The sequence below is a fragment of the Vibrio sp. 1F253 genome, assembly GCF_041439295.1.
GTDB classification, from domain to species: Bacteria; Pseudomonadota; Gammaproteobacteria; order Enterobacterales; family Vibrionaceae; genus Vibrio; species Vibrio tasmaniensis_A.
The window spans coordinates 21,776-34,958 of record NZ_JBGONU010000047.1 but is presented as its reverse complement, the minus strand read 5'-3'; the positions used below and the strand labels follow the sequence as shown (position 1 = coordinate 34,958).

At 43.7% G+C, this 13,183-nt stretch carries 12 protein-coding genes; all 12 read left to right on the top strand.

Going from position 1 to position 13,183, the window contains the following annotated elements; genetic code table 11:
* A partial coding sequence (locus ACED28_RS18830; protein ID WP_371695437.1) for a flagellin occupies nt 1-269 on the top strand: 269 nt, incomplete at its 5' end.
* 776 nt (nt 270-1,045) lie between these two features.
* Nucleotides 1,046-2,176, top strand: coding sequence for a flagellin (locus ACED28_RS18825; RefSeq protein ID WP_017101959.1), 1,131 nt, complete (start codon nt 1,046-1,048; stop codon nt 2,174-2,176).
* 81 nt (nt 2,177-2,257) lie between these two features.
* A complete protein-coding gene (gene flaG, locus ACED28_RS18820) occupies nt 2,258-2,683 on the top strand; it encodes a flagellar protein FlaG (RefSeq protein WP_017101960.1) in 426 nt (141 codons plus the stop codon).
* A gap of 22 nt (nt 2,684-2,705) precedes the next feature.
* Complete coding sequence (gene fliD / locus ACED28_RS18815) at nt 2,706-4,760, top strand: flagellar filament capping protein FliD (protein ID WP_017104000.1); 2,055 nt, start codon at nt 2,706-2,708, stop codon at nt 4,758-4,760.
* Nucleotides 4,761-4,763: 3 nt separating this feature from the next.
* Complete coding sequence (locus tag ACED28_RS18810; RefSeq protein ID WP_017101962.1) at nt 4,764-5,069, top strand: flagellar protein FliT; 306 nt, start codon at nt 4,764-4,766, stop codon at nt 5,067-5,069.
* A 12-nt stretch (nt 5,070-5,081) separates the two neighbouring features.
* A complete protein-coding gene (gene fliS / locus ACED28_RS18805) occupies nt 5,082-5,492 on the top strand; it encodes a flagellar export chaperone FliS (protein ID WP_009848558.1) in 411 nt (136 codons plus the stop codon).
* Between the two features lie 226 nt (nt 5,493-5,718).
* The gene (locus ACED28_RS18800; RefSeq protein WP_009848557.1) at nt 5,719-7,182 is read left to right on the top strand and encodes a sigma-54 dependent transcriptional regulator; all 1,464 of its coding nucleotides are present in this window, start codon (nt 5,719-5,721) and stop codon (nt 7,180-7,182) included.
* A gap of 188 nt (nt 7,183-7,370) precedes the next feature.
* Nucleotides 7,371-8,411 (top strand): PAS domain-containing sensor histidine kinase, encoded by a 1,041-nt coding sequence (locus ACED28_RS18795; protein ID WP_009848556.1) that lies wholly within the window; start codon nt 7,371-7,373, stop codon nt 8,409-8,411.
* Nucleotides 8,412-8,444: 33 nt separating this feature from the next.
* Complete coding sequence (locus ACED28_RS18790; protein WP_009848555.1) at nt 8,445-9,854, top strand: sigma-54 dependent transcriptional regulator; 1,410 nt, start codon at nt 8,445-8,447, stop codon at nt 9,852-9,854.
* 132 nt (nt 9,855-9,986) lie between these two features.
* Nucleotides 9,987-10,298 carry a flagellar hook-basal body complex protein FliE gene (gene fliE, locus ACED28_RS18785; RefSeq protein ID WP_009848554.1) on the top strand — a complete coding sequence of 104 codons (312 nt, stop codon included), beginning with the start codon at nt 9,987-9,989 and terminating at the stop codon, nt 10,296-10,298.
* Nucleotides 10,299-10,313: 15 nt separating this feature from the next.
* Nucleotides 10,314-12,056, top strand: coding sequence for a flagellar basal-body MS-ring/collar protein FliF (gene fliF, locus ACED28_RS18780; RefSeq protein WP_017099171.1), 1,743 nt, complete (start codon nt 10,314-10,316; stop codon nt 12,054-12,056).
* Nucleotides 12,049-13,107 (top strand): flagellar motor switch protein FliG, encoded by a 1,059-nt coding sequence (fliG, locus tag ACED28_RS18775; RefSeq protein ID WP_012603439.1) that lies wholly within the window; start codon nt 12,049-12,051, stop codon nt 13,105-13,107. The genes fliF and fliG overlap by 8 nt, the downstream gene beginning before the upstream one ends.
* The last annotated feature ends 76 nt before the right edge of the window (nt 13,108-13,183 follow it).

Below are 13,183 nucleotides of genomic sequence, written 5' to 3'. Positions count from 1 at the left end.
AATCTGTAGCTGTTATCGATGCGGCACTTAAATATGTAGATAGCCACCGTTCTGAACTGGGTGCTTTCCAAAACCGTTTTGACCACGCAATCAATAACTTAGACAACATTAACGAGAACGTTAATGCATCTAAGAGCCGCATTAAAGATACTGATTTCGCGAAAGAGACGACTCAGATGACTAAATCTCAGATTCTTTCTCAAGCTTCAAGCTCGATTCTAGCTCAAGCAAAACAAGCTCCGAACTCGGCACTTAGCCTACTAGGTTAACAGGTTGAAAGGCCACATTGAACATGTGCATTATTGGTCATAATTGTCAATGTTAGGCTTCCACAAATTAGCTCGTGGTGAGAGATGAGCGCTAAATAAACCCAGCTTCGGCTGGGTTTTTTATTGCCTGCGATTTGGTAACGGTAATTTTCGAGATCAGGGGGGAAAGAAAAAGCGAGATTCCCTATCACGTTCGTTCCCCACTGTAGGGAATGACCGAGTTGGGAAATGATGATTTCATTGCTTATTGCTTATTGCTTATTGTATCGAAGTAGCCTTTCGTCATTCCAGAACCGAGTAGAGCGAGATATCAGGAATCCTTTCTTATATCAATGTTCTGATGGATGTTGATACACATAGTGTTAATACCAATCGTAGTAAATAACTTATCACCCTAGCTTGCTAAAAACTCGATAACGGCGTGAGAGCTTCTAATTGTAGAATAACTACTTATCGAAAAACCCTGCCTTGTTCTCAAGCATTTTTCCTGCGCTATTTCTACTTACTTACTTACTGTTATTGGTATAAGTCCTGCTTTAAAAGATGCCGTGAAAGTAATCGAACTACTTCACGTTTTTTTTAATATTTAAAATAATACGAAAAAAAATGCATTTTTTATTAAAGCTTCTAGTTAAGGGGCCGTTAAAGGGATTGAGAGAAATGATATGTACCAATGTAAGGTGAGAGAGACACTGGTATATAAAACAAAATAACATGTGTTTTTGTGAGGTGAGAGTCGCATAAGTGCATGAAAAAATGCCTAAAGGAGATCAACTATGGCGATTAATGTAAGCACAAATGTGTCTGCAATGACGGCTCAGCGCTACCTAAATAGCGCGGCTGAAGGTACTCAAAAATCAATGGAGCGCTTGTCTTCTGGCTATAAAATTAATAGCGCGAAAGATGATGCTGCAGGCCTACAAATCTCTAACCGCTTAACGTCGCAAAGCCGTGGCCTAGATATGGCTGTAAAAAACGCGAATGATGGTATCTCTATTGCACAGACTGCTGAAGGTGCAATGAATGAGTCAACCAATATCCTGCAACGAATGCGTGACCTTTCTCTTCAATCTTCAAATGGCTCAAACACGAGATCTGAACGTGTTGCTATCCAAGAAGAAGTATCGGCGTTAAACACTGAGCTTAACCGTATTGCTGAAACGACCTCTTTTGGTGGTAACAAGCTTTTGAACGGTACTTTTGGTAGCCAATCTTTCCAAATCGGTGCAGATTCTGGTGAAGCAGTAATGCTGACGATGAATAATATGCGTACTGACACTCAAGCTATGGGCGGTAAGAGCTATAGTGTTACCGAGGGTAAAGATACGTCTTGGCGTGTAGGAGCAAACTCTGCTCTAACGATGAAATACCAAGATCAGTTTGGTGATCTTCAAGAGTTGTCTATTTCTGCGAAAGAAGGCAACGACATGGAAGAGCTAGCAACGTATATTAATGGCCAAAGTCCAGACGTCCAAGCATCGGTAGGTGAAGGCGGTAAACTGCAACTGTTTGCTTCTAGCCAAAAAATTGAAGGTAATGTTGAATTTGGCGGCAGTCTGGCGGGCGAGCTAGGGATTGGTGCAGGTAAAGACGTTACTGTTAACGATATCGATGTAACATCGGTTGCTGGTGCTAACAACGCGGTATCTATTATTGATGGCGCTCTAAAATCAGTAGACAGTAACCGAGCATCTCTCGGTGCGTTCCAAAACCGTTTTGATCACGCAATCAGCAACTTAGATAATATTAACGAAAACGTTAATGCGTCTAAGAGCCGTATCAAAGATACCGATTACGCAAAAGAAACAACGGCAATGACGAAGTCTCAAATCTTACAACAGGCGAGTACTTCTATTTTAGCTCAAGCAAAACAATCACCATCAGCAGCTCTAAGCTTGTTGGGCTAAACTTACTTCAGTAAGTAACGGTAAACTCTACTCTGGGTAGAGTTTTACTGTTAGGCTCATAAAGGTGGGAGGGAGAGTGTTATGGAAATATTATCTAACGCGTCGAACATCCAGCCTTATGGCTCACCTAATGGCACTAAATTTGCAAGCGATGAAGGTAGTAGTGCGTCGAGCACTTTACAACTAAAAGAAGCAACATCTCATGGCAAGGTAGAAAAATCGAAAGAAATGGCTACCGAAGCGGCGATTCAATTAGCTCAACATAGACAAGAGTTAAATGATCAGGAGCGTGTCAAGATGGTTGAGAAGGTCAATGAGTTTATATCTTCTCTTAACAAGGGTGTTGCCTTCAAGGTTGATGAAGAGACTGGGAGAGATGTGGTCACTATTTATGAGACCACAACAGGCGATATTATTCGCCAAATTCCCGACGAAGAAATGCTCGAAATTCTGAGGCGCCTAGCAGCCCAAACCTCGAATAGTGGAATATTGGAGGCTAAGGTTTAAGTCGTATTATTGAGGTGGTTTAATGAGTTTTGGCCCAATGGGGATTTCGTCTGGCATGGATATCAATTCCATGGTCAGCAAAATTGTTGATTCTGAGCGTGTGCCTAAACAGCAACAGATCGACAATGAACGAACGCGAATCGACACCAGCATTAGTGCCTATGGAAGACTCAGAGAATCCCTTGATTCGATGAAGGATCTGATGACAAGCTTTCGTCAGGATAAAGCTTTTGCTGTGCGAACAGTAGAAAGTACTGATGAAAATCTTGTTTCTGCGACCGCGACTACCGAAGCGATCGCTGGCAAATATGCCATCGATGTGTTGCAGCTTGCCCAGAGCCATAAAGTGGCTTCTGATGTTCTATCAGATGACATGAAATTTGGCCCTGGCAAGCTGCAGGTTTCGCTTGGTAGCGAGAGCTTCGAAACACAAGTTAGTGCTAACTCAAAACTGCGTGATGTTGTTAGAGGTATTAACAGCGCTGGGGATAATCCGGGTGTTCGAGCTTCTATCATTAATGATAAAGAAGGACCACGGTTAGTCCTCGCTTCAAATATGTCTGGTGAAGACAATCAAATAAAACTCCACGTTGACTCTGAAGATAACAACCCTCTAAAAAAATTAGAATATAAAACCCTATCGGAAAGACTGAAAGCCTTAGAAGATGCTCGCTCAGTAGCGCAAGGCGTCTTAGCTGATGCCCCTCCTAAATTGGATGCTGACGGTAACCCAATTCCTGACGGCTTTGCTGTTCCGCTGCGAGACGATGACGGAAATTCCATATTTGATGAAAACGGCAATCCTATTTTTGAAAGAAAATCGGAACCTGTCGTTGAACCTGAAGATCCTTTCGCTGAATTTGACCGTGATAATTTAACTTATGGCCAAGAAGCGGCAATGGCAGGTCAAAAGGCGCTAGATGCGTCCGCCTTAGCGGCTTCAGGGATGCCAGAAGATACGATCCCAGGCTGGAACAACACCGCTTCGGGCACATTACTCGATTCTTTTTTTAGGCCTGAACTCGAGCTTGACGAAAAAGCCATCGAGAAAGCCGCTGATATTCCGGGGTGGTCAAATACTGCCGCAGGTACTCTGACGGATTCTTATGTTACCCCCAAAGAAGCGCAGCAGAAGCTCGATGCCGAGAAAGCCAGAATAGAAAGTAAATTGGTTGATGAACGTTCAGAGTTAGCGAAGAGAGTTGAGAAAGGTGAATTAACCCCGGAGCAGGCTCAGCAATTAGAGAGAGCTAGGTTATCTCCGGGGGAACGAACACATTTAGAGAAGGTTGATAAAGCTCAAGCTAATCTGGCTTTGGCTCAACAGTCTTTTGACCAATACAGCGGCATGACTGAAGTGCAAGCTGGACAAGATTCAATGGTCATTCTGGATGGTGTCGCTCAGCTTTCTAGCAATAATAATGTGATTGAAGATGCCGTTGAAGGTATTGATATTACGGTTAAAGGTAAAACGCCAAAAGATAAGCCGCCAGCAGAAATTGGTGTTGAGTACGACCGTAATCGTGTTCGTGAAGATATTGAAGCTTTTGTTAGCTCTTATAATCAGTTTTACCAAGTATCTAAAGGTTTGGCGAGTGTTGACCCTTTGACAGGTCAAAAAGGCCCTCTTTCTGGTGACAGTACAGTGCGTAACGCAGACTCGCGACTAAAAAGTGTGTTCTCTTCAAGCATTGAAGACGCGCCTGACAACCTTAAGTCTTTGACTGAATTTGGTATCACCACCACAAGACAAGGCTCGCTAGAAATCAACTACGACATGCTTGATCGTCAGCTTAACAATCACTTTGATAAGTTGGGTGAGTTCTTTGGCGGCAACAACGGTTTCGCCAAAAAAGTCGAAGATGCGATTCAAGGGATCACGGGTGTTACGGGCTCAATCCGCACGAGAGAAAAGAGCTTAGTCGAACAAAATTACCGTTTGGTTGATGATCAAAGCGCGCTTGACCGACGCATGGATAGCCTAGAGAGCCGTACGCACTCCAAGTTCACTGCGATGCAGGATGCGACCAGCAAGATGCAATCTCAGTTGGGCAGCATGATGAGTGCAATGGGCTAATAGATGAGCAAACTGCTTCAAGAGCTTTGTGAGCTCGATCAATTAATTATGTCTAAGCTCGAATATAGTGAAATTAATGCTGAAGAAATAGTGCATCTTGTCGATAACAGAGAACAGTTATTGCAAAACGTGCTTCAATTAATCGATTCATATCCCGACGTTAAGCAAAGCTCCGAGTGGTTTGAAGCCATTTCGAGAACAAGACAATTGGTCGAACTGATGCAGTCTGAGACTGGTCGAGTAGGTAAAAACTTACATAAATACCGACATGGTGCCAAATCAGTTCAACAATACAAAAAGTTTTTATAGAAGAGGTTTACTATGCGCGGTTCTTTACAGGCATATAAAAAGGTATCAGTGGATAGTCAGCTTACAGCTGCCTCACCGCATAAAATTGTTCAGATGCTAATGGCTGGTGCTATCGAGCGCTTAATTCAAGGTAAAGCGGCAATGCAAGCGGGCAACATCCCGGTGAAAGGTGAGCGACTGAGTAAGGCTCTAGATATCATTATTAGCCTGCGTAGTTGCCTATCGATGTCCGATGGTGGCGACATTGCGAAAAATCTAGATCAACTTTATGAGTTTATGATCACGCAAATTTCTGCTGCAAATCACAAAAATGATCCTCAGCCAATTGATGATGTTATCGATATTATCCGCGAAATTAAGAGCGCTTGGGACCAAATTCCGAATGAATATCACAATTTAACGTCTGCGGATGTTGGTATTTAAAGAAACATCCCAGTTTAAACCAATCGCATATCTCTGAATTGCTTGGTTGCCTTATTTTTATAATCAAATAAAATAGAAGCCATTAGATAGCCTAATGGCTTTTTTCGTTGCTGGTTTCCTAGATTTGTCCACGTAGATCATAATCATTGATATTTTCTCTGTTTTGTCTCTTACGTCGCTTACCAATTTCCGCATCGCACCAAAATAAAGGCAATAATTCCTACTTATGCAAGGTTTGGCAAAACTGCTTGTCGTCGATGATAACGCTCAAAATCGTCACAATTTAAGCACAATATTAGAGTTTGTAGGAGAGAGCTGCGAAGTAATCAGCTCTGAACAAGCATACAAAGTTGACTGGTCCCTACAGTGGGCCGGTTGCATCATTGGTTCAATTAAAGCCAAAGGCTTCGCATTACTGAATGAAAAGCTTGTTCATGTTAATCACATCCCTTTACTGGTGATTGGCAAAAACGATTACCCGGTTGACGAACTTACTAACTTTGTTGGTGAACTCGAACTTCCTCTTAACTACCCGCAATTAAGTGATGCACTAAGACACTGTAAAGACTTCTTAGGCCGTAAAGGCGTTCAAATTGTACCTTCAGCGCGTAAGAATACGCTTTTTCGTAGTCTAGTTGGGCAGAGTGTTGGTATCCAAGAAGTTCGTCACTTGATTGAACAAGTCTCTTCTACTGAAGCAAACGTATTGATTCTTGGTGAGTCAGGCACGGGCAAAGAAGTTGTAGCACGTAATGTTCACTATCATTCTAAACGTCGTTCAGGACCTTTCGTTCCCGTAAACTGTGGCGCTATACCGCCAGACTTGCTCGAAAGTGAACTGTTTGGTCATGAGAAGGGCGCGTTTACTGGTGCAATTACCGCACGTAAAGGCCGTTTTGAGTTGGCTGAAGGTGGTACACTGTTTCTTGATGAAATTGGTGATATGCCAATGGCGATGCAAGTTAAGTTGCTTCGTGTTTTACAAGAACGCAGTTTTGAACGTGTAGGTGGCAATAGTACCATTCAAGCTGATGTTCGAGTGATTGCGGCAACACACCGCAATCTTGAAAATATGATCGAAGATGATTTGTTCCGTGAAGACCTTTACTATCGCTTGAACGTTTTCCCAATTGAAATGCCATCGCTTCAGGAGCGAAAAGAAGATGTTCCCCTATTGCTTCAGGAGTTGATGACCAGAATGGAAGCTGAAGGTGGCATGCCAATCTGTTTTACTCCCCGTGCAATCAACTCTTTGATGGAGCATTGCTGGCCGGGCAACGTACGTGAGTTAGCTAATTTAGTTGAGCGAATGGTTATTTTATATCCAAATAGCTTGGTTGATGTGAATCATCTACCAACTAAATATAGATACAGTGATATCCCAGAGTTTCAGCCAGAGTTTAATAATTTTGCATCAGAGGAAGAGCAAGAGCGAGATGCTCTTTCTGACTTGTTCTCAGAAGACTTCAGTTTTGAGCAGCACGATGAGCTTGCTGACAATGCGAACGCACCTCAAGATTTACCCGCTGAAGGGGTTAACTTGAAAGAACTACTCGCTGATATGGAAGTGAATATGATCAATCAAGCGTTGGAGGCTCAGGGCGGTATTGTTGCTCGCGCTGCTGACATGCTTGGAATGCGCAGAACCACTCTGGTCGAAAAAATGCGTAAATATAACTTGCAGCGTTAGTGCCTATTTTCGATGAAAACGAAAACTAGTACACATTTTAGCATTTTAGCTTTTTGGCAACTTTAGCTAAACGAACAGATAAACCATAGTCGAGTTGTTGCTTGCTTAACTATGTGATAAATATAGCAAATAGCCTGACTTGTGTTGTACATGTCAGGCTGTTTTAGTATTTGAGGCAAATTTTTGACATGCACCTATCTAACGAACCAGAAAATCAATCACATCTAGATTCTGTTGAGCAACAGGTTGAGCGCTATAAGCAAGTGCTCGATGTTATGCCTGCGGGGGTCATCTTGTTAGATACACATGGTGAAGTGAGAGAAGCGAATCCTGAAGCACACCGTATTCTCGGGGTTGAGTTGGTTGGCGAGAAATGGTTTTCGGTAATACAAAATGCCTTTGAACCAAGGGACGATGATGGGCATGAGATCTCATTGAAGAATGGGCGAAAAGTGCGCTTAGCGATTTCAGCTTCGACTACAGGTCAGCTTATTTTGATTACAGACCTGACAGAAACTCGCCTACTTCAGTCTCGTGTGAGCGATCTTCAGCGTTTATCTTCACTCGGAAGAATGGTCGCTTCGCTTGCCCATCAGGTTCGCACGCCGCTTTCTAGTGCAATGCTATATGCATCAAACCTTGCCGCGCCAAATTTGCCGCCGGCAACAAAAACGCGTTTTCAATCTAAGCTGATGGATAGGCTGCATGATTTAGAGAAACAAGTGAATGACATGCTGTTGTTTGCCAAAGGTGGCGACAACAAGGTGGTTAAGCCATTCACCATCGCGGAACTCATCATTGAGTTTCATCCTATGGTGGAGGCTGCGTTAAAAAGCAACCAGATTGATTATTGTCAGGAAGTTGAAGATGAAAAGACTCAAATGTTTGGTAACGCCAATGCTATCGCTTCTGCTTTAAGTAACCTAGTTTTGAACGCGGTTCAAATTGCTGGTAAGAAATCGCAGATTGATGTGTTTTTTAGACCCGTAAACGGTGAACTTAAGATATCAGTACAAGACAGTGGCCCCGGTGTGCCTAAAGAACTTCAAGGTAAAATTATGGAACCTTTCTTTACCACTCGTTCTCAAGGCACAGGTCTAGGTTTAGCGGTTGTACAAATGGTATGCCGAGCACATGAAGGTCGACTGGAATTGATATCAGAAGAGGGTGACGGCGCATGCTTTACCATGTGTCTACCGTTGGAAAGAAGCTCTTCTTCTGAAGACTAATAAGTTTTAACTGAATTTACACTGGAGAATCCTATGGCTCAAAGCAAAGTGTTAATCGTCGAAGATGATGAAGGTCTACGCGAAGCCCTTGTCGATACACTCGCGCTTGCTGGTTATGAATGGCTGGAAGCGGATTGTGCGGAAGATGCTCTGGTAAAATTGAAATCAAACTCTGTTGATATCGTGGTCTCTGATGTACAGATGGCCGGTATGGGCGGTTTAGCATTGCTAAGAAACATCAAGCAGCATTGGCCAAATCTTCCGGTTCTATTGATGACGGCCTATGCCAACATTGAAGATGCGGTCGCGGCAATGAAAGAAGGCGCTATCGATTACATGGCAAAGCCATTTGCTCCAGAAGTGCTGTTAAACATGGTGAGCCGTTACGCTCCCGTAAAGTCGGATGACAATGGCGATGCTATAGTTGCCGATGAGAAAAGTATCAAACTAATGATGCTGGCTGACAAAGTGGCTAAAACCGATGCCAACGTGATGGTGCTAGGGCCAAGTGGCTCTGGTAAAGAGGTCATGTCTCGCTATATTCATAACGCCTCGAGCCGTAAAGACGGTCCGTTTGTTGCGATTAACTGTGCCGCGATTCCAGATAACATGTTGGAAGCAACACTGTTTGGCTACGATAAAGGTGCGTTCACCGGGGCGATTCAAGCTTGTCCGGGTAAATTTGAGCAAGCTCAAGGCGGTACTATTTTGTTGGATGAGATCAGCGAAATGGATCTCAGCCTACAAGCGAAATTGCTGCGAGTGTTGCAAGAGCGCGAAGTTGAACGTCTTGGTAGCCGCAAGAGCATCAAATTGGATGTCCGTGTTCTAGCAACCAGTAACCGCGACCTAAAACAGTATGTTTCTGAAGGGAATTTCCGTGAAGATTTATACTACCGACTGAATGTATTTCCAATTACTTGGCCAGCGCTGTGTGAACGTAAAGGTGATATTGCGCCGCTTGCGAAACATTTGGTGGAACGTCATTGCACCAAACTAGGAATGCCTGTTCCTGTTCTGTCTGAGCAAGCCATTAGTAAACTCGTCAATTATCCGTGGCCGGGAAATGTACGTGAACTGGATAATGTCGTGCAGCGCGCTCTAATTTTGAGTGAGCAAGAAAATATTTCAGGCGAACATATTTTACTTGAAGGTGTTGATTGGCAAGACGCTACTGGACTGCAACAGATCGTTGAAGGGAACAGTGTTGCAGCGCCAGAAATTAAGCCGATTGCTGAAGCTAATCCTATCAATAAAGTCGTGGCAGGTAGCGAAGGGCTTGGAAATGAGCTTAGAGATCAAGAGTATGCGATCATTCTCGAAACATTGATTGCTTGTCATGGTCGACGTAAAGATATGGCTGAAAAGCTAGGCATTAGCCCTCGTACATTGCGTTATAAATTAGCGAAAATGCGTGATGCTGGAATAGACATTCCAAATTGAACATAAATTAGTAGTGTCAGCTTTCTGACTAGTGTATTACGATAGCTAGTCAAATTGATGCATGGCACGTTAATTGCTCTGTCAATAATACAGCTAAATAGATAGTCATAATTTTGACTCCTGAGGTAGTAAATGAGAATAGATGGTTTACAAGGCGAAATGCAGGCAATGATGGTTGAAGCTGCCAGCACGCGTCCTGCTGCAACGGGCCAAGCGGTTGGTGCAGATTTTGGCAACATGCTGACTAATGCCATCAATAATGTGAACTCATTACAAAAGACCTCTGGTAATCTTCAAACTCGTTTTGACAGTGGCGATCAAAGCGTGTCTTTATCTGACGTGATGATTGCTCGTAATAAATCTAGTGTGGCTTTTGAAGCGACGATCCAAATTAGAAATAAATTGGTCGAATCGTACAAAGAGCTGATGAACATGCCGGTATAAGTTGGGTAGTAAATAGTGGCAGATAACAGTCAAACAACAGATTTAACCGTAAGCGATAGCAACGACCACGCACTTATTGCAAGTTCTGATCTAGATGGAGAAGGGCAAAATACCGATTTAGGTGAGCGCAGTTCATCTAAGTTTGATATGGCCGTCGGTGATCTCGATTTGCTTCGTCAAGTCGTCTTAGTTCTTTCTATCTCGATCTGTGTAGCGCTTATTGTAATGCTGTTTTTCTGGGTGAAAGAGCCAGAAATGCGTCCATTAGGGGCTTACGAAACAGAAGAGTTGATCCCGGTTCTTGATTATTTGGATACGCAGAAGATTGAGTACTCTCTTGAAGGGAATACCATCTCGGTACCAGCGAGTGAATATAACTCATTAAAGCTAAATATGGTTCGAGCGGGTTTGAACCAAGAGCGAAACACCGGTGATGATATCCTCATGCAAGACATGGGTTTCGGTGTATCACAACGTTTAGAGAAAGAGCGTCTTAAACTAAGCCGTGAAAGACAGCTTGCTAAAGCTATTGAACAGATGAAGCAGGTACGTAAAGCTCAAGTTTTACTTGCCTTACCTAAGCAAAGTGTCTTTGTTCGTCACAATCAAGAAGCCTCTGCCTCAGTATTCCTGACACTTAAAACGGGGACGAACCTCAAGCAGCAAGAAGTTGATTCTGTTGTGGACATGGTGGCCAGTGCCGTTCCGGGGATGAAAACTTCGCGAATTACGGTGACCGATCAGCATGGCCGACTTTTGAGCTCTGGCTCTCAGGACCCGATGTCAGCGGCACGCCGAAAAGAGCACGAGTTAGAGCGTAATCAAGAGCAAGCGCTACGTGAAAAAATTGACTCTATTTTGATTCCGATTCTTGGGTTTGGTAACTACACGGCTCAGGTTGATATTCAACTCGACTTTAGTGCTGTGGAACAAACACGAAAGCGTTTTGATCCGAATACTCCAGCAACCCGAAGTGAATACACATTAGAAGACTATAATAACGGCAACGTTGTGGCAGGTATTCCAGGGGCTTTGAGTAACCAGCCTCCTGCTGATGCTTCGATTCCTCAGGATGTGGCTCAGATGAAAGATGGTACGATGATGGGGCAAGGTTCGGTTCACAAAGAAGCGACCCGCAACTTTGAGCTGGATACTACCATTAGTCATGAGCGAAAACAGAGCGGCACGGTTAATCGTCAGACCGTATCTGTTGCAATCAAAGATCGCCAATCATTGAACCCTGATACGGGAGAAGTGGTTCATACCCCAATTCCAGCAAGCGAAATTAACGCGATACGTCAGGTATTGATTGGCACTGTGGGTTTTGATGAAAACCGCGGTGATTTACTCAATGTTTTAAGCATGCAATTTGCACCTCAAGTAACGGATATTGTTGCTGACGTACCAATTTGGGAGCACCAACACTTTAATGATTGGGTACGTTGGTTTGCGAGTGCGTTGGTTATTATTGTTGTCGTATTGGTGCTGGTTCGCCCTGCAATGAAAAAACTGCTTAACCCCGCAGCAGACGATGACGATCAAATGTACGGACCCGACGGCATGCCAATTGGTGCTGACGGCGAAACCAGTTTAATTGGTGGTGATATTGAAGGTGGTGAGTTATTTGAATTTGGTTCAAGTATCGACCTACCTAACCTTCACAAAGATGAGGACGTACTGAAAGCAGTACGTGCACTTGTAGCGAATGAACCAGAGCTAGCAGCTCAAGTAGTTAAGAATTGGGTGGCAGATGGCTAACGAAATTGTTCCACAACAAGCAGAAGGTGGTGAGCTTGATGTCGCAAGTGTCGATATCGAGTCTATCTCAGGCGAAGAGCGCGCTGCGATCTTGTTGCTAAGTTTAAGTGAAGAAGATGCTGCGGGTATCATTCGCCATCTAGAACCTAAACAGGTTCAGCGTGTTGGTAGTGCAATGGCACGTTCAACGGATTGGTCTCAAGAAAAAGTAGGTGCTGTGCACCGCGCTTTCTTAGATGATATTCAGAAGTACACCAACATCGGTATGGGCAGTGAAGACTTTATGCGTAATGCGTTGGTGGCTGCTCTAGGTGAAGATAAGGCGAATAACCTTGTTGATCAGATCCTTTTAGGTACTGGTTCTAAAGGTTTGGATTCTCTTAAGTGGATGGACCCTCGTCAGGTGGCAAGCATCATCATTAACGAGCACCCACAGATTCAAACGATCGTATTATCTTATCTGGAATCGGATCAGTCTGCGGAGATCTTATCTCAATTCCCTGAGCGTGTTCGCCTTGATTTGATGATGCGTATTGCTAACCTTGAAGAAGTTCAACCTTCAGCTCTCGCTGAATTGAATGAAATCATGGAGAAACAGTTTGCGGGTCAAGCGGGTGCTCAAGCTGCCAAAATTGGTGGCCTGAAAGCCGCTGCTGAGATCATGAACTACATGGACAATAATGTAGAAGGCATCTTGATGGGGCAAATTCGAGATCAAGACGAAGACATGGCAACACAGATCCAAGATCTTATGTTTGTCTTTGAAAACCTTATTGAAGTTGATGACCAAGGTGTTCAGCGATTGCTGCGTGATGTTCCACAAGACGTTCTACAGAAAGCGCTTAAAGGTGCTGATGAAAGCCTACGTGAGAAGATCTTCAAGAATATGTCTACGCGTGCAGCTGATATGATGAGAGACGATATTGAGGCGATGCCGCCAGTTAAAGTCTCTGATGTAGAAGCGGCTCAGAAAGAGATCTTGGGTATTGCGAGGAAGATGGCAGACAGTGGCGAGATTATGCTGTCTGGTGGCGCCGACGAGTTCCTTTAATACAGAAACCTCAAGAGCCCCACATTGTTGGGGCTTTTCTTTATCCAACCTCAAACCACAGATTAACTACCGTGTA

Bases quoted from the DNA above. Each gene is read 5' to 3' on its own strand.
- fliD (WP_017104000.1), top strand. From the start codon at position 2,706: ATGAGTTTTGGCCCAATGGGGATTTCGTCTGGCATGGATATCAATTCC.
- fliE (WP_009848554.1), top strand. From the start codon at position 9,987: ATGAGAATAGATGGTTTACAAGGCGAAATGCAGGCAATGATGGTTGAA.
- ACED28_RS18790 (WP_009848555.1), top strand. From the start codon at position 8,445: ATGGCTCAAAGCAAAGTGTTAATCGTCGAAGATGATGAAGGTCTACGC.
- ACED28_RS18810 (WP_017101962.1), top strand. From the start codon at position 4,764: ATGAGCAAACTGCTTCAAGAGCTTTGTGAGCTCGATCAATTAATTATG.
- ACED28_RS18795 (WP_009848556.1), top strand. From the start codon at position 7,371: ATGCACCTATCTAACGAACCAGAAAATCAATCACATCTAGATTCTGTT.
- fliG (WP_012603439.1), top strand. From the start codon at position 12,049: ATGGCTAACGAAATTGTTCCACAACAAGCAGAAGGTGGTGAGCTTGAT.
- ACED28_RS18800 (WP_009848557.1), top strand. From the start codon at position 5,719: ATGCAAGGTTTGGCAAAACTGCTTGTCGTCGATGATAACGCTCAAAAT.
- ACED28_RS18825 (WP_017101959.1), top strand. From the start codon at position 1,046: ATGGCGATTAATGTAAGCACAAATGTGTCTGCAATGACGGCTCAGCGC.
- flaG (WP_017101960.1), top strand. From the start codon at position 2,258: ATGGAAATATTATCTAACGCGTCGAACATCCAGCCTTATGGCTCACCT.
- fliS (WP_009848558.1), top strand. From the start codon at position 5,082: ATGCGCGGTTCTTTACAGGCATATAAAAAGGTATCAGTGGATAGTCAG.